Here is a 17,343-nt window from a genome sequence, read left to right on the forward strand (position 1 = left end):
TTATTAATGGTTATCGGACTGTCCTTTTCTTTTTCTTTTTTTCCGTTTGCTTTTAAGCTGATTGGGAACGTAATCAGAAGGCGCTCCAGCGTACAACACGTCATCAATTATCCGCTGCACTTCCCCTGCGGAAATAAAAGAACCCCGCTTCTGAGCAGTACCATCAGCAACAGCATAGTGCTTCTCAGAATTGGAGGAATGACCCAGACGCTGCAGGAGCCCTTTGGCGGCATATTCTGTGCCAAGGCTGCTTCCGTTGAAAACGCATCTGGTGTTATGATCTATGTAGGTCATGCCGTATATCAGCCCCTGTTCATTTTTTCTGATAACTGCTGTGATGCCCTGATTGGCCAGCCGTGTTTCGAGCTGTGAGAGCGTAAGGGACGGGTATTTCAAAAGCAGCAGATCGATGGCATTTCGGGTTCTTTTCATGTTTACAACACGCGCAGTTTTAGCCGCAGCAAAATTAATTTCAAGCCGCGAAAGGGTAGGCCTGGAATAGAAACTGCTGGCTTTTATGGGAACCCCGACGGTCTTTTTATTCTCGTCAAGAATCTGGTAGACCAGGCCTTTATTCTGAAACATTTTTGAATTTTCCTTTCCCCTTTCAGCCTTGACATTATACATGTTCAATACTGTATTGAGCTCGCCGAGGGTTGTGTATTTGTAGTGCGGTATGACCGCATTCAGTACGTTGCCTATGGCTCTTTTGGAATCCACTGCGCCATATTTGATTTTTTCCACATCAATGGCATTTATAAGTGCTGTAGACTGTTTTTTTCTCGAATCTGCCCTAACCAGATTAAAAGAAATCTCCAATTCTTTGCGGGCCGTTTCGGACTGGTTTCTTCCAATATTGTGCATGTTGATCCTGGATCCATCTGCCCTCACATTTATAGTTGCGATGTGCAAGTGCGGATGTCCCGCATCATAATGCTGGTAGACCAGATAAGGCTGCGCGCCGAATCCAATTTTCAACATGTAAGAAGAGGCAATCTGTATGAGTTTCTCTTTTGACAAATCCTTGTCCGAACGGTCAAAATTCAGCGAGATGTGCACAGCGCCGCGCTTTACATTTTCATTCAGCTGGAGCTGTTTTAGAAATACTCCGACCTTAAAAGATTCTGACATTTTTTCAATGTCGGCAGGATAATTTCCCTCGCCGATGCACACAGCTGCATCGTGGGAAACTTTATTCTCATTATAGAGGAGGATGCCTCTTATCGACTGTCCTGTGTTTATGACTGCAACCATTTTTGGGCCAGAATTTCAATGTGTCTTTTAATCTCTTCCACAAGGGAAAAATATTTATTTCTGTCGGAGTCAAAAGCCAAAATCCATAATTTAAAATCGGAAATTTCAAAAAGGGTATGGAGTTTTTTAACGCTCTGATTGAAATTGTTTCCCATGAAATTCAGTTGGGATTTGAGCTGGATTAGCTCCTGCAGAAGTATATCCAGCGACTCGTTTCTGTACTTGACAATAATAGGTTTTCTCAGCAGATTTCTGCGCACGAAATCACTTCGTTTGCGACAGGCCGAGGCTTTAAAATTTCTGTCGATTTGTTCGAATTCTTCTTTGGTCAGCCGGATGTGCAGCCACCTGTTTCTGTTGCTGTTTTTCTCTTCCATGATCTTTTATTTTTCAATGATTCAACTCCATTTAATCTTAAAGTTTCACTGCCAGCGAGTTCCGAGCAGAGGGCAGCAAGATTTTTGGTTGTGATACAACCAGACATCTTGCTGACGGCTAAAAACCGCAGTCCGAAAGCTTCTAAAAGGCTTTTTCAGCGTTTTCAATCAGCTGAACTAAAGTTTCATAGCATACAAAAATTCAAAGGAAATCCATATCAGAATCTGCCTTAAAAATTTAAAATGCACCAATTGCAGAGTTACTGCGGATTTACCTGAGGCTAAATTAGAAAAGACGGCCAAGCCAAGCAATCCTCCCCAAATTTTGAGTAGGGTAAATAGGGATGATACTTTATAATTTTGAGGGGAGTGGAATATTAATTTAAAATAATGAAGTATGATTACAGCAAATGATGCGGCCAGGGTTTTTGATACGGTACTGAGTATCCCTGGCATGAATGAGACGGTGAAAATGGATCTGAAAATTTCACGAAAAAATGTCCTTCTCTTGAGCCATCTGATACAGGATGGGCTGAAGATAAGGGAAGGTTCTTCTGTTCTTCTAGAGAGCATAAGCGAGCAGGGAAAGACAGAACTGGAGGGGCTCTCACAAGAGTGTCTTCAGAAAGCAGGGCTTGTGGAACTGCATGAAAAACTTGCTGGAATCAGCGCCTCCATAAAAGGCTGATTGCAAAGAGACTCAACATGATTTATTGCCTGCACGATTCTTACAAAGTGCAGGCATTTTTTTATGCTGCAAATGTAGAAGTATAAAATTGCCTGATTTTCAAAGTTTTTGGCTTGGTTTTTAAAGTATCTGCACGAAAAATCCGACTTACATTTGCATTAATTACACAGTAGAAAATTTATAATGTATTTTAAAACTATAAGAAAATGACCTTAAGCAATCATGTTAAATATTATATTATCGAGACGATCTGTCTGCTCTATATACTGTTGTTCATTTACGCTTCAATAAGCAAACTAATGAATTTTGAAAATTTTCAAGTTCAGGTTGGACAGTCCCCTTTGATAAGTGCCTTTGCTTCATGGATTGCATGGTTAGTTCTAATTTTAGAATTAACTGTTGCTTTACTATTATGTATACCTAAATTCAGAATATGGGGGCTGTTGGGGGCTTTCAGCTTAATGACATTTTTTACTATATATATATTCATCGTTTTGAATTACAGTTCTTTTGTTCCCTGCTCCTGCGGTGGAATTTTGGAGAAAATGAGCTGGAAAGTACATCTGGTTTTTAATTTTGTTTTTATACTGCTGGCAGCATTGGCGGTTTATTGGCGAACTAAGATTGATCACATAAAAATCTTCAGCCATAATTTAAAACCAGTTAGGAGTATGTTTATTCTCTGTCTTTGCAGCACAGGAATCATGATATTTTTATTCCTGTATTCAGAAGATATTATGCATTATGAAAATCCTTTTATAAGACGTTATGCAAAGCATCCTGTCACATTTCTTTCTAAAAAAAATCTAACGTTTAATTCTTTTTATATTGCAGGAATCTCTCAGGGAAGAATTTATTTGGGAAATTATACGAGCCCTTTACATATTGTTTCCGTGGATGAAAAACTGCAGGACGAGCAAGTGCATCAGATTAGTTTTATCCCCCAAAAAATTCCTTTTAAAAGTATAACAATTAATGTCAGAGGAAAGTATTTTTATCTGAAAGACGGAACGGTTCCCGCAATTTTCAGAGGAAAAATTTCTGATTGGAGAGTTAATAGTGAACTTAAAAGTCTGCCATACTTTACACAGGCAGAACCAATGGACAGTACAGCTGTTGTGTTTCGTTCCAACAATGGTAAGAACCTCGCGCATGTTTTAGGGATATACAATTCGAATGACAAAACTAAAGTGGTTTATAATGACTCTTTGCTTCAAAAGCAGATAGATGGTGTTTTTGATACGGACGGAATATTGACTTACAGTGAGAAGCAGCGTAAAATAGTTTATCTGTATCTGTACAGAAATGAATTTATCGTAGCTGACCAGATAGGCAGACTGACTTTTCGTGGTAACACAATTGATACAACTAGTAAAGCAAAAATAAAGGTCTCTTACATTAAAGACAGCACACAGAGAAAAATGTCAGCTCCTCCTTATGTTGTGAATGCTAAAGCTGCCGTATGTGAAAATCTGCTTTTTGTCCAGTCAAAAATAAAGGGAAGATATGAAAATGATAAACTATGGAACCAGGCATCCATAATCGATGTTTACGATTTAAGTAAGAACGCTTATGTACTGAGCTTTCCGGTTTATAATTTAAAAGATGAAAAAATGAAATCATTCAGAGTAAGCCATACCCATTTATATGCAGTGATTGGACGTGATTTAGTGGTTTATGACTTTAAAGATGAGCTGAGAAATAAGATGGAAAATAAGGATTCAGAATAATTTGAATTTGAAAATATACTGGCCAGTATCAGGAGGGAGATCGAAAACCTGTAAAAAAAAGTAGATCAAAGTTAACTTAATATTTGATATTATGAAAACGCAATTTTTTAAAAACGCAATGCCTTTTGCAGTAGCTGCATTGGGTATTATTGGGGCTTTTACAACCACTTCGATGCAAAGTGCAGAAAAAGAAATGGTTCTTGTTGATGCTTACAATCCGAGTAATTGTCAGGACATTGTCAAACAATGTGATAATCAGGAAAGAACCTACATCTGTAGTTTTAACGGTAATCAGCTCTATGCTAAAGACAATATTGGAAATTGTACAGAGACCTTATGGCAAGAGCAGCCATAAGCTTGTTACTAACTTTTAAAAAACAATGCCGCTCCAAACAGGAGCGGCATTGTGAGTTTTAATTATTTAATGATTAAATATGACCGTTGATCCAGTCAGGTGTTTTTTCATCTTTAAGATAATAATCTAACCATTGTAACACTCGAATGGTTAGATCTTTCTGGTTAACTGGATTAAGGAGTGTGTGGCTTTCTTTTGGATAGAGAAGCATGATGCTTTTTTTGTTTAGCCTGCGCAGTGCCATGTAATATGCTGTGGTCTGGAATGGATCAACCTGTGTGTCTTCTTTTCCGCTCCACATTAAAAGCGGAGTCTGTAAATTTTCAATGAACGCAAGTGGTGAATTTCTGTCAAAATCTTCCCTGCTGGAGAAAGGCGTTTTGTCTCCCATACGCCAGCCTCCTGATGCAAAACGCCATATTTCTGGTCTTGCCGTATTTATGCCTACGGTGAGATATCTTCTTGTCAGGTCTGTTATGGCTCCGCTGGCTATTGCCGTAGCAAATACGTTAGTCTGATTTATAACATATGAAGTTTCGTAGCCTCCGAAGGAATGTCCCATAATTGCAATCCTTTTAGTATCCACTTTTCCTGTTTCCATGATTTTTTTTGTGCCGGAAAGCACACAATCCAAGGTGGAAGGGCCGACATTTTCCTTTTCATGCAGGATGTCAGGCAGAAAGACAAAATAGCCGGTAGTCGTAAAAACACTTGGATTGTAACCTGATTCGTTTTCCAGCGTAGGGTTCCAATATTTGTGGAGTCCGCTGGACTGTATTTCATAAATATATACAATCATGGGGTATTTTTTATTTGGGGAATAGTCTGCTGGGTAATATAAAACACCTTTTAAGTTTTTATTTTTTGAATTCTGAAAAGATACAAGTTCGCTTCTTCCCCAGTTAAAATCATCATGCTGAGAATTACTCTGGAAAATACATTTTTCATTTAAATTGTTTCCCACGGCAATCATCCTCGGAGGAAGATTAAATTTCTGTTCCATACAGAAATAGGTGCCTCTTTTTGATCCTGTAATAAGATTGGAAAAATAGGAATCGCGGGCTATGATTGTCTTTATTCCCCCAGTGGAATTCCACGTGTAAAATCCTGTTTGACCATTTTGGTTTTCACCCCGCATCAGTAGTGTTTTTTTTATATCATATTGCTGGTGCACTAGTCCGTCATAAAGATATTTACGGTTAATTGTTTTAGGTTTCAGATCCAGTTTAAATCTAATTTGTGCTTCCTTGCCATTAGTTAATCTTCTGTTTCGGGTGCCATCCGGTTTAAAAGCCCACAAATCAAATTCGTCATAAAGAAGAATTTCTTCGTCTGAAGAAGTCCAACCGGCATTTCCATAAGGACTTTCAGCTGAAAGCGCGACTACTTTTCCTAAAAAAGGAATGCCAGTTTTTGAAGTTAGGTTGGTATGGGTTTTATCCTTTAGGCAATAAATCCACCAGTTTTTGTCTTTAAAGTATGTGATATATTTTCCTGTTGGAGAAATGGAAATATCATGCATTAATACAGGTTGTTTTCTTAGAAGAAGATGTTTTTCAAAAGTGATAAGATCTAAAAGATAATAATCCCTGGGACCTTCAAATTCGAACTGTGGTTCATAGGCTTTTGGATCGGACAGCACAGCGTAGCTGGAGTCAGGGGAAAGCATCATAGAAGACAAGTTATTGTCTGTAATCTGTCTGAATAATTTTTGTTCAGGCATCCATACCGCAATTTTTGGAGTCGAGTAAGAATTTCCGTTTCGCTGCTCCTGTGGGTATATCCATTTGTCATTAGTACTCCAGATCTCTACTTTTGAATCTAATTGATTAAGGGGCGCTTCGCTTTTGTTTTTTAAAGAAAAAAAAACCTTTTTAAGATCGTCTGATATCAGCATCTTATTTCGTGAAGTGGCGGCTATGGAAGCTCCTTTAGGAAAACTATCCACTACATTTGAATCAAGCTGATAAATTTTCTTGTCAGCAATGGTATATAGAAGCAGTGATACTGGAGCTCCTTCTTTTGAATTACTGCAGAAAGCGACAGCTTTATCAGTTCTCTGCCAGGTAAAATTGTCATAATAGTTTTCATCAGTTTTTACCAGCTGTTCTGACACGGATATATTTTTAAGATCAAAAAGAAACAGGGAATTCTTTCCATTGAGAGTGATGTTATATAACAATCGACTACCTGAAGGGCTCATGGAAAATTTAGTCACATTAGGTATCTCCAGAAGCGTTTTATCTAGCGGGGACTTAACTCTTAAGATACCTTTGTTTTTCTCTGAACGGATAAAAACCAGCAGCAGGTTATTCTGATAGGAATACTCATAATGATCAGCTCCTGTGATTATGTCCTTTTTTCCGTTTTCTGGATTAATGGTGGTTAAGGTATCTCCTTTCATAAAGAGAAAGAGATTATTTTTAGTAAACAAGGACTTTACAGCAGTAGGAAAACTGTAGGTTCTGCCGTCCGTAACGTTGCGCAGGAATAACGTATCGAAGCTGTAGGCATAATTAATGCCGTAGCTTACCCATTTTTCATTCGGTGCCGTTTTATCTATTTCAAAATTAGACCATAGTTTGTAAGAGGCCTGATCTAATTTCTTTTTTTGCATTACCTGCCCCTTTAAAGGGCAGGTTACTAATGGCAAAATAAAAAATGGAACAAGGTTAAAAAATGGTAAAAATGAGATTTTAAATATTCTCAATGGAATAAATGTTGCCATAATAAAAGGTTTAATGTCCAGGATTTTGAGGAAGAAGGTTGGGATTTAAATTAAGTTCAATCTCGGGCAAGGGAAGAAGCTTGTCCGTGGCATCCCATCCTGGCTTAACTTCTGAGAGCACGGCATCTATTTCCCCAAATCGGCGTAAATCAAAAAAGCGATGTCCTTGTTCTGTAAAAAGCTCCCATCTTCTTTCCTGAAGAATAGCATTCAGGATTTCTTGCGGAGAAACTGCAGCAGTGCTTGCAAGACCTGCCCTGCTTCTGATTTTATTCAGATCCTCTTTTGCCCCAATGAGGTCTCCCTGACGGATCCGCGCTTCAGCTCTAATTAGATATTGTTCGGCAGTGCGAAAAATGATGGAATATTCTTTAGAAAGGGAAGTGTTGTTCTGTTCTTTGTATTTGTAAGCATGAGACCATGAACCATTTGCATTGGTAACGGTCCTGATCCAGCTGGCTTTGCGAAGATCGGCATTTGAAAAGGAGTTCAACAGATAGGGGGTGAGTGCTACAGTGGAAGGCGGACCGGCCTGAAAGATAAAAAAGGATCCTTCAGCTGCATTCTGGCCTGCTACCGAGGTCTGCAGCTGCCAAATAGTTTCTTTCGAATTATTTATAAATACCTTTGAAAGATCATTTTCCATTATAAAAAGTTCTGTTTTGTTCAGCACTGCAGAGGCTTCATTTGATGCCTGCTCATACATTTTATTGTAGAGGTAAACCCGCGCAAGAAAAGCGTGGCAGACATATTTATTGGGACGGATTCGATCTGTAGAGCTGTAATTCTCCGGTAATAGATCCATTGCTTGGTTTAAATCATTAATAATATTCTGATACACTTTTTCTTCGGTCATCCTAATGACTTTTGTGTTTTGCTCATAGTCAGTCTCTTTGATGTATGGTATACCACCGAAAAGATTGAGAAGATAGAAGTGCGATAAAGCCCTGATAAAAAGGGCTTCACCAAGAAGCTGTTTTTTTCGGTCTTGACTGAAATTAATATTGTTTTCGACCCCTTTTAATATGGCATTGGCGGTATAAATCTGGTTGTAGGAACTGTTCCAATATGTCAGTATCACAGTTGATGAAGCAGGAACCGTGTTATCATAAAATGTAAATACCGCATTTGAGGGGAGGCCATAAGCAGTCAATTCATCTGCATAATTTCCAAGCTGGTTTGAAATTCCTATGCTTGATCCGTTCAGAATTCCGTTATCTCTGATCTTTGAATAAATATTGGTAAGAGCGGCATTTGCAGTGTCGTAATTATCAAATACAGCTTGTGCGGTCAGTTGTGACTTTGGAAGATCAACTTCGACAAAATCAGTACAGGAGCTGAACATTAGCAAGATGGCCAGCATTGAAAAAAATGAATTAATAGAATGTATCATTAGAATATCTTTTTTAAAAGGTTAATTGTACCGCTGCAGTCACAACTTTAAGAGGAGGGAGGTAACCGATAGTAGAAAATTCAGGATCCCCGTCCTGATACTTTGTAAAAGTCAGCAGATTCTGAGCCTGAAGCATTACCTTGCAGCTTGTATCTTTCAGGTTTAACGGAACAGTATAGGAAAGCGCAATATTTTTTAAACGGATAAAGCTGGCATCGGTTATGATTGCATTGCTGAGCAGGTAATTATTATTTGCGTTTACTACGTTTCTATCTGTGCCAGTTGTATACATTTGATAGGCTGTCTGGTTCCCTATTGTCTGCCAGCTGTCTATTAATCTTGTCTGCTGATTGGACATCATCCCGGGCGTCCCCATTGGAAATATTCGGTTCTGTTGTTTTGTGAACTGAAAAAGAAAATCAAGATTCCAGCCTTTATAAGTGAGCTGATTTTGTATGCCTCCAAAATACTTGGGATTCAGATCGGCGGTATACTGCCTGTCATAAGGTGAAGATATTACGCCGTCGTTGTTTACATCTTCAAAATCATAAATGCCTGTCTGTGCATTTACGCCCTTAAGTCTATACAGCAGCAGAATATTGAGAGGTTCACCTATTCTGTACTGCTGGCTGTAGGTTGAACCCTCCAGACCAGGAAAACTCAGCAGTTTATTTTTTGCAAAGGTGAGGTTGAAATTGGTAATCCATTGAATATCTGCTTTTTTTAGATTAACTGTACGCAGTGTAAATTCTAAACCTCTATTTTCAACAACAGCATTAAGATTGGCCTGAATGGAGGAAAAACCTGTTGTTCCCGGAAGTGGAATACCCACCAGTTGATTAGAGGAACGGTTTTGATACCACGCTGCCGTTGTGAAGATTCTGTCTCTGAAAAATCCTGTTTCAAATGCAAATTCAAGTTTTTTATTTATCTCCCAACCGAAATCAGCATTGTAAAGCCTTGAAGGGGAAATTCCGGTCACACCATCATAGTTGACACTTGTTGTACCATAGGTGTCAAAAAACTGATAATCTCCAATCTGGTCGTTTCCTGTTGTTCCGTAGCTGCCACGGAGTTTTCCAAAACTGAGCCATGAACTGTTTTTAAAGAAATTTTCATTTGTGAAGAGCCATGCAAATCCCGCCGCTCCAAAGTTGGCGAATTGTCTGCCGGGTCCAAAGCGGCTGGATCCATCCCTTCTTGCCGTAAGGTTTAAAATATATCGGTCCTGCCAGTTATAGTTTAACCTTCCAAAAATGGCCTGATACTTATATTGTGTTTCATCGTCCAGCTGTATGGTAATGACTTTGGCGGCTGCAAGATTATAAATTAAGCTGTTGGAACTGAAACCGCTCCCTGACTGATAAAGAGCAGCTGTGGTCTGGTTTTGAAAAGTGGTGCCTGCCAATAAATTTATTTTTCCCTTTCCCAATTCTTTTTCCCACGTAAGCTGTGGTTCTATAATCCACGAAGTCCTTGAGGTCTGGTTTTGATAAAGCACTGATCTCTGACTGGTGAAATTGTAAGCGGGGTTAAAGATTGTTGAAGGTGCCGTGCGGGTTTCCTGAGTACCCAGATCAGTAAAACCGAAGTTGCTTTTAATACTTAAACCTTCTGATAGCTCATAAGAAAACTTAGCGTTTGCAATGAGGTCTTTGGTCTTCGATTCATATTTTGCATTAAGGTTTCGCAGTGGATTTTCCCAAGTCTGATTTTCCCAGTTTAAACTTCCGTCCGCATTGTAAAGTGCAGGGGCGTTAGGTGCCAGAAACCTTGTGGCATTAGTTAGATCACTGGCTGGCTGGTTATTTTTCTGTACAGAATATCCGCCTGTGAATATCATTTGAAATCTATTATCTTCGGACCTGTGGTTGATATTGACCTGAAGCCCTCCTCTGTTATAACCAAAATGGCCCGGAAATACTGTTGATTCACTATGGTAAGTGCCACTGAGCAGAAACTGGGTGTTTTTTGAGCCCCCGGAAACAGTCATCTGATTGTCATAAATTTTTGAAGTTCCACCCAGTAGTTCCTGTTGCCAGTCAGTATATCTGTTTTGATCCCAAGTACCGTTAACATCATAATCCGTACTACCATATTGTTTTCCATCATTTACGAAAGCTTGTTTTCGCATTGCCAGATATTGTTCGGTATTCATGAGCTTGAGAAATCTTGTAACGGTTCCGGTTCCCGTACAGCTTGTTATGGTAAATCTGGTTTTTCCGGATTTTCCTTTTTTAGTTGAAATCAATACAACCCCGTTCGCTCCCCGCGATCCGTAAATAGAGGTAGCATCGGCATCTTTTAGAACCTCGATGCTTTCTATATTGTCAGGATTGATGCTGTTCAGCGGACTGGTTGAGGTCGGAAAAATGGATGAGGTCTGCCCCGAACCAATAGGGCTGGAAGAATAAGGGACCCCGTCAATGATATACATTGGGGCATTGGCCGCTGATCGCAGGCTATTCTGCCCGCGGATTTTAATATCAAAACCGCCTCCGCCAACTCCAGTAGTCTGCGTGATACTTACTCCGGCCATACGGCCCTGCATGGCGGCCAGCACATTAGTCACAGGCTGGGTTTCAATATCTTTGGAGGTAATTCGGGCAATGCTCCCCGTACGGTCACTTTCTTTTACGGAATAATAACCAGCATTCACCCGAACCTCCTGCAAGGTAGTTGCATCATATTCAAGCTTAATATCAATTTTAGCTCTGTCATTTACTGGAACAAGTTTAGTTTTAAATCCAATGAAAGATACTATCAATGTATCCCTGGGAGAAGCTTGGATAGAATAGTGGCCATTGAAGTCTGTGATAACGGCTGAATTCTTAGTGCTTTTAAGCACAATTGTCACTCCGGGTAGGGGAGATGTTCCGTCACTTACAATACCCTGGACCTGATGGCTCTGGTAAGAAAGCATTTTGGTATTTCGAAAGTTTCTGGAATAAACGGTGGAAAAAGACAGCAGAATGCCAGTAAATAATAGGCAATAAAGAGCTCTTCCATCCTTAAAAAATGAAAAATAATTCATAATATTGGGATTGGTTAGTTAAATGGATATTTGATTAGCTAAGGTCCTCTGCTCTAGTTTGGTCGCTGCAGCTGAGGGCCATTTTTTATGCATTGAGTAAACGGCTTAATGACCATAAAAAAGATTTTTGTTTAATGCACAGGCAATGAGTAATTAAAAGTTCAACTTGTTGGAAGCTGCGATATCGTTTTTGATTTAAAGTACCGCTAAGAATATAAGCCTTGAAGAGCCTAATAAAAAAGGCGTGGAACTCAGCTTATTGACTTGAGGTACTGGAAATACCGAGGAACAATAAGTGAGCCCACGCCATAGGCGTGAGCATCTTACTTATCCTCTCGTTCCTTCTAAATTTCCAGTTTTCAAGTCGAGATTCTAAGCGAATGCTTCAAATATTTTTATGTGAAGAATCGCAAATATATAAATTCAAAAACAAATATAATAAAAAAAACTAACAACTACACATATATGTGTAGGATAAATGTTTTTTTATAATGGAAATTTATCATGTGGAAGAAAAAGAATTACATAAAGTACAAATTAAGCTGGGGGCTACCATCAGGAAAATTAGGGAAGAAAAAGATGAATATTCTCAATCCAAATTAGCTTTCGAAATTGGTATGTCAGTAAATCAGGTTGCCAGAATAGAAAGAGGAGAAACGAATCCCACAGTGAAAACTCTAACTTTAATTGCAAAAGCCTTAAACGTTGAAATAAAAGATTTTTTTTAAGATTATAAAGATGCTTAGTCATCTTTTTTTTATGCTTAATATAAACATAAAACAGGTATTTATACTGAGTATGTAACTTAGAGAAAAGAATTATTTTGTACTTATTTAAAAGGACTTCCTTTTGTAAAAAAAATTTAATATGAATGATAATAATATAACGTAGAATGGAAATAATTGATAACAATGGAGAACTTAGAATTAATCTTTTTCACGGAACATCAAGTCTATTTTTAGATAGTATTTTAAAATATGGTCTGGCAGGTAAAGATATAATTCAAGAATGGCGAATACTAGAATTAGCGCAAAACGTATTTTCTCTTTCAGAAAAGGCTCTTAAAGATTCTGCTCTTTTTCTGAAGAGCGGATATTCATTTAAAAAAATGATTGAACAGGATAATACCGGACTTTTTAATTTCCAGCATGGGCAAACTTATGTATCTCCTTCCAAAGGTTCAGCCATTAATTATTCTTTAAGAAATACTTATGGCTCAGAACTACTTTCATATACGATTACGTTTTTAAGAGAACTAGTAAAAGAGGAAATACCGAATTCGCTTTTAACAGATTTTAAACATATCAATGATATCATGAATTTAACTCCGAGCCCTGTATTAATTGAGGTTAGCAATGTACATTCAAGTTCTTTACTGAGCGAACATGGGGATGATCCACAACATAATTTCAATAACATGGCTGGTTTTCCAGAAAATTTGTTTGATGCCCTAACTCAACAAATAAATTTCAGACTAATTAAAGCGACATCTGTCGAAAATCTGAAATTTTGGAATATTAGTGCAACCGGCGAACTTACTGAGATAAGCATTTAACCTTTGTTAGTGATACTTTTTTCGAGGTAAATTTTTCTCAATTATAAAAGATGATTGCTCTTCAAATGTTTAAATTTCAGAGAACGATATTTATATCTTGATGTGATTTTGATAGATATGTATTAAAAGTTAAATAATAGAATTAGAAATAAAAAATGAAAATTACAGCTTACTTTGAAGATCATAAAAATGTAATTGACGAAGAATTAAAAAAAGCCCAAAAAGAAGTTTTGGTCGCAGTAGCATGGATAAATTTTGAGCTTTACGAAAGTACCTTTGATTCTCTTTTAGAAAGAAACATTCTTCTTAAAATTATCTGCACCGACAATCCGTCAAACAGAAGATATATGGATTGTATCGAAAACCTGCAAAAAAAAGGTGCTCTAATTAAATTACTTCAAATGCCAAGTAATAATAATCATATGCATCACAAATTTGCTATAATTGACGGAGTAACTATTTTGAACGGTTCTTTTAACTGGTCCCTTAATGCCGCAAAAAGTTTTGAAAATCTCATGCTAATTAAAGACTGCGGTTCAGAATCAAAAAAGTTTCTACGCGAATTTGATGCAATCTTTAAAATTGAAAAGGAAACAATAAAAAAGTTGCAGAAATTTTCAAAATGTAAAGATTGCAATCATGGCGAACTAGTGAACATATTAGTTTTCAGTGAGCGTAGCTCAAAATATTTTGAAACTTGTGGAGATTTAGTAAGAACTTGCAATAGTTGCTTTGAATTTACGACAATTCAAGACTGTATACAGGATACACAGCTTTACTTATTAGTCGATAATTTACGAGGATGTGATGATGAATACGAATATGATTATCTAGATGATCTTATATATAAACATTTGGAATCTTACTCAAATTTGGATATTCACGCGGTTGGACAAGTATTAACAACACTCGATTTTTATGATGAAGAAGATGTAGCAACTCGCATCCTTTGGCGAAACAAATTTGTGGGCGAGAGACTGCCAAATTTGCTGGAACATGATTTTGAAGTTTATTATGACAATTAAATTCAGATCATCCAATCCCTAATGTTCTACAGTAATTATTATTGAGAAACAGACTTTTATTATTTCATCAAGCTTTAATAGGTTTAAAAAATATAAAAATACATTAACAATGATAATTATTTTTACAAATTCAATAAGTTAAATATGCAACCAGAAGAATTATCGGAGAATTTAAAAAGTTTTACTGATAATAATTTTATCATTAGTGAAGATGAAACTCAATATCTAAACTCGTGGACAAATTTATCAATGCAAATTCTAGAAGCTGAACATTCATTAAGACATGCTAAATCATTCAACGAAAAACATCCATTAGATAACTTCGAAGAATTTGTTCTAGCACATGGAATGTTCAAAAATTCTATTCTTTCCTATGCTAAATGCTTTTCAAGTTCAGGACCTGGAAAAGTATCGTTGGACGCAAATGCAGTTTTTAAAGATGAGCCATTATTAAATGAGATTCATTGTGCTTTAATGGACATGCGTAATGAATATATTGCACATAATGGCAAAAGTGATTTTGAATTAGCATTGATTTTTCAGAAAAAAACAGAAAATGAAATTACTTTACGCCAAACAATAACGTTCAAATCTCCATCTGGAGATTATGAAAAATATTTTAATCTTTTTGATCACTGCACTAACTATATTATTCAAAAAGTAAATAAAAAATTAGATAAGCTACAAGAGAGATTAGGCATCAAGATAAACTTTGGCTAATAGAAGAGTATGTAAAATGATTTATTAATAGAGAGTGATAGTTTCTCTACAGCCCCGATTGAAGCGGAAATCCTTTTCTGCCGGGGTTCGGCATAAAAGATTGCAGGGAAAAGCGGGATAAGCTGCCAAGTTAAAAACTGTTATCTAAGCTTTAAGAAATTAATCATAATTCCGTTTACAATAAACAATCCTTGAAAACAACATACAGGTAAACTAAAAAAACAATGGGGCCGAATAGCCCCATTATCCAACCTTTTACTGCCGGTAAGACATCAACAGTACTATTATTTCTTAGACTCCTCAATAGAAACTTTTCTAAACTCTTTTAAAAGTTTTTCAATTTCCAAAGATGATTTTCTAGCTCTAGCTCCGGCAGCTTTAACTCCTTTTTCAGCTACAGCTTCAGATTCTGTTTTAAACGTTTCGATTTCAGCGTTGATTTTTGCAACCAGGTCTTTCATTGTACAATTTTTTTAAATTAAGAGGGCAAAAGTAAAATTTTGCCTTAGATGAAAACGGTATTGGCAGCAAAATATTTTCATGAATTCTCTTTTTTTAATTCTTTAAGGAAATAGCTGAACGAAATTCCTGTTTTAGAATGGAACGCATTGGTGAATCGGGGAGTGGATGTAAAACCGGCTTCCTCAGCCAGCGAGGTTATTGAGTAATTTCTATGCGCGCTTGAGTTTCGCAGTATTTCCACCAGATAATCAATTTTTAGGTCATTGATATAATCGGCAAAGCGCTTGCCGCTGCGATGGTATATCACTTTTGAGAGGTATTTGCTGTTAGTGTTAAAGCGTACAGTTAAAGCAGCCAGTGTCGCCTCTTTGTGCAAGAATTTTTTATCCCTTTCAAATTTTTCAAGGTGTCTAATTATCTGCTGTACGGTTTCCTGCGAAATATCGGTTATTTCGAATTTATCGGGTGACTGTTTCTGTATCATGCTTTTTTCATTTTTTTCCAGAAGCAGATCAAATTTGACCTTATTGCGCTTTTTGGTTTCAAAGTGGCTATAGGTGCCGTAAATGACAGCGGAGAACAGAACAACCACTACGCTGATTAGAATAAGGTCGTAATATTTCTCTTTTACAAGCTGCCGCTGTATTTTTTCTTTTTCCAGCAGAATTTGCTTCGTATCATACTGCTTATGGATTTTTCCCACTAGATACGTATTGGAATCGGTTAATACAGAATCCGCTTTTAAAAGCTGGTCTATATAATACAGCTGGGATTCCAGATTATTTTCCTTCTTGTAATACTTAATCATTAATTCAAAAACTTCCTTCAAATCCGGACGGATGTAGCCTTTCTCAATAAATGCCTTTTCCACTTTTTTGAAGTAGGGAACTGCTTTTGCAGGAAGCTGCAGTTTCCAATAGCTTTTTCCTATATAAAAATTTGCAATGGATACGTTGGCAAATTCTGTCATGCTGTCCAGATGGGGCAGCACCTCCTGAAGCATTTGGATAGAAGTATGATAATTATTTAGGAAGAACTGGTTGATTCCTTCTGAATGTTTAAAAAACAATTCCATTTCCGGAATTTTCAGACGATCACATTCTTCAATCCCTAACGCGTTAGTCTGCGAACATCTGCTGTAATCCCCGGCTTTATTGTAGCAGACACTTAATGAGTGAAGTGAGTTTAAGTACGGGCGTGCCTGATTTTTTTTAAAATATGCAAGACAATCATTAAAGAGTGAAATGGCCTCATCATAAAAGCCGAGATAATATTTAATCTGGGCAATATGATATTTTGTTTTGCAGATCAGGTAATCGTTTTCGGTTTTGGAAATGCTTTCATTTGCCTTAATGTAATAATCATATGCTTTCACATAATTTTTCTGGCTGTAATAGACTATCCCTTTAGATAAGTTAGCTGAGCCGATCAGTTCATTGCTTTTTGATTTTACAGCTGCGATTACCATACTGTCAGCATATTTCAAACGCAGATTCATTGGAGAATGATGCAGCATGTTTTGATATGCATTAACAATCTCCTGATAATTCTTTTCCTTTTTTGCTTTTTTTAAATAGGCATATAAATATGGGGAGGCTTTCAGACTGTCATTTTTATGTTCGTAAACCTTATCGTCCAAATAAGTATATGTTTTAAACAGGAGTGAATCCCGAACTCTGTCCACAGTTTTCTGCGCAGTTAATGATTCAGCTAAAAGTAAAAACAGCAATACAGGTAATTTACATCTCATACTACATAGAAAATTTATGCTTACACCTTGAAAAGGCATAAACAGATTAATAATGAAAAATGCGGAAACTGACTGTGAGAAGCATTCAAAAATAATGTAAATATTTGGAATAGAGTAAAATAATGTAAGAAAAATACTTTATCGATTTCATGGAAATCGATAGTGGATTTTCCGAAAACCCACATACAAGTGCTTGATTATTGCTTTTTTGCAATTTAGATTTGCCTTGAATTCAACAGCAAAGATTCAGTAAAGCACTGAGCAAAAGTTCT

General features: G+C 37.1%; 14 protein-coding genes. 7 read left to right on the forward strand and 7 right to left on the reverse strand.

What is annotated here, in order from left to right:
• Window positions 1-3: 3 nt before the first annotated feature.
• Both BKM63_RS14490 and BKM63_RS14495 read right to left on the reverse strand, forming a co-directional pair.
• Entirely contained in the window at window positions 4-1,254 is a 1,251-nt protein-coding gene (locus BKM63_RS14490; RefSeq protein WP_071637266.1) for a relaxase/mobilization nuclease domain-containing protein, read from the reverse strand.
• Window positions 1,239-1,631 carry a plasmid mobilization protein gene (locus tag BKM63_RS14495; protein WP_071637267.1) on the reverse strand — a complete coding sequence of 131 codons (393 nt, stop codon included), beginning with the start codon at window positions 1,629-1,631 and terminating at the stop codon, window positions 1,239-1,241. The genes BKM63_RS14490 and BKM63_RS14495 overlap by 16 nt, the downstream gene beginning before the upstream one ends.
• 397 nt (window positions 1,632-2,028) lie before the next feature.
• Between BKM63_RS14495 and BKM63_RS14500 the strand changes: the two genes are divergently transcribed.
• The 3 genes from BKM63_RS14500 to BKM63_RS14510 all read left to right on the forward strand — a co-directional run bounded on the left by BKM63_RS14500 (window position 2,029) and on the right by BKM63_RS14510 (window position 4,404).
• Window positions 2,029-2,319: a hypothetical protein gene (locus BKM63_RS14500; RefSeq protein WP_071637268.1), complete on the forward strand. Its 291-nt coding sequence runs from the start codon at window positions 2,029-2,031 to the stop codon at window positions 2,317-2,319.
• Window positions 2,320-2,525: 206 nt separating this feature from the next.
• Entirely contained in the window at window positions 2,526-4,049 is a 1,524-nt protein-coding gene (locus tag BKM63_RS14505) for a MauE/DoxX family redox-associated membrane protein (RefSeq protein WP_071637269.1), read from the forward strand.
• Window positions 4,050-4,140: 91 nt separating this feature from the next.
• Window positions 4,141-4,404 (forward strand): hypothetical protein, encoded by a 264-nt coding sequence (locus BKM63_RS14510; RefSeq protein WP_026983230.1) that lies wholly within the window; start codon window positions 4,141-4,143, stop codon window positions 4,402-4,404.
• A 73-nt stretch (window positions 4,405-4,477) separates the two neighbouring features.
• On the opposite strand, the gene BKM63_RS14515 is transcribed toward BKM63_RS14510, so the two are convergent.
• The 3 genes from BKM63_RS14515 to BKM63_RS14525 all read right to left on the reverse strand — a co-directional run bounded on the left by BKM63_RS14515 (window position 4,478) and on the right by BKM63_RS14525 (window position 11,448).
• On the reverse strand, window positions 4,478-7,132 hold the full coding sequence (locus BKM63_RS14515) for a S9 family peptidase (protein WP_071637270.1): 2,655 nt from the start codon (window positions 7,130-7,132) through the stop codon (window positions 4,478-4,480).
• 10 nt (window positions 7,133-7,142) lie between these two features.
• The gene (locus BKM63_RS14520) at window positions 7,143-8,477 is read right to left on the reverse strand and encodes a RagB/SusD family nutrient uptake outer membrane protein (protein ID WP_242661151.1); all 1,335 of its coding nucleotides are present in this window, start codon (window positions 8,475-8,477) and stop codon (window positions 7,143-7,145) included.
• A 61-nt stretch (window positions 8,478-8,538) separates the two neighbouring features.
• Window positions 8,539-11,448 (reverse strand): SusC/RagA family TonB-linked outer membrane protein, encoded by a 2,910-nt coding sequence (locus BKM63_RS14525; RefSeq protein WP_347511965.1) that lies wholly within the window; start codon window positions 11,446-11,448, stop codon window positions 8,539-8,541.
• A 602-nt stretch (window positions 11,449-12,050) separates the two neighbouring features.
• Between BKM63_RS14525 and BKM63_RS14530 the strand changes: the two genes are divergently transcribed.
• The 4 genes from BKM63_RS14530 (at window position 12,051) to BKM63_RS14545 (ending at window position 14,859) form a co-directional block, all read left to right on the forward strand.
• A complete protein-coding gene (locus tag BKM63_RS14530; protein ID WP_071637273.1) occupies window positions 12,051-12,287 on the forward strand; it encodes a helix-turn-helix domain-containing protein in 237 nt (78 codons plus the stop codon).
• 164 nt (window positions 12,288-12,451) lie between these two features.
• Window positions 12,452-13,114, forward strand: a complete 663-nt coding sequence (locus BKM63_RS14535; RefSeq protein ID WP_071637274.1) for a hypothetical protein — start codon at window positions 12,452-12,454, stop codon at window positions 13,112-13,114.
• Window positions 13,115-13,269: 155 nt separating this feature from the next.
• On the forward strand, window positions 13,270-14,139 hold the full coding sequence (locus BKM63_RS14540; RefSeq protein ID WP_071637275.1) for a phospholipase D-like domain-containing protein: 870 nt from the start codon (window positions 13,270-13,272) through the stop codon (window positions 14,137-14,139).
• Between the two features lie 144 nt (window positions 14,140-14,283).
• Complete coding sequence (locus BKM63_RS14545; RefSeq protein ID WP_071637276.1) at window positions 14,284-14,859, forward strand: hypothetical protein; 576 nt, start codon at window positions 14,284-14,286, stop codon at window positions 14,857-14,859.
• Window positions 14,860-15,143: 284 nt separating this feature from the next.
• Here the strand turns inward: BKM63_RS14545 and BKM63_RS14550 are convergent, their stop codons facing one another.
• Together BKM63_RS14550 and BKM63_RS14555 are read right to left on the reverse strand one after the other, a co-directional pair.
• Window positions 15,144-15,320 carry a histone H1 gene (locus BKM63_RS14550; protein ID WP_042565375.1) on the reverse strand — a complete coding sequence of 59 codons (177 nt, stop codon included), beginning with the start codon at window positions 15,318-15,320 and terminating at the stop codon, window positions 15,144-15,146.
• A gap of 77 nt (window positions 15,321-15,397) precedes the next feature.
• Window positions 15,398-17,071: an AraC family transcriptional regulator gene (locus tag BKM63_RS14555; RefSeq protein WP_071637277.1), complete on the reverse strand. Its 1,674-nt coding sequence runs from the start codon at window positions 17,069-17,071 to the stop codon at window positions 15,398-15,400.
• Window positions 17,072-17,343 lie beyond the last annotated feature (272 nt).

The sequence above is a fragment of the Flavobacterium johnsoniae genome (genome assembly GCF_001879205.1).
GTDB lineage: Bacteria > Bacteroidota > Bacteroidia > Flavobacteriales > Flavobacteriaceae > Flavobacterium > Flavobacterium johnsoniae_A.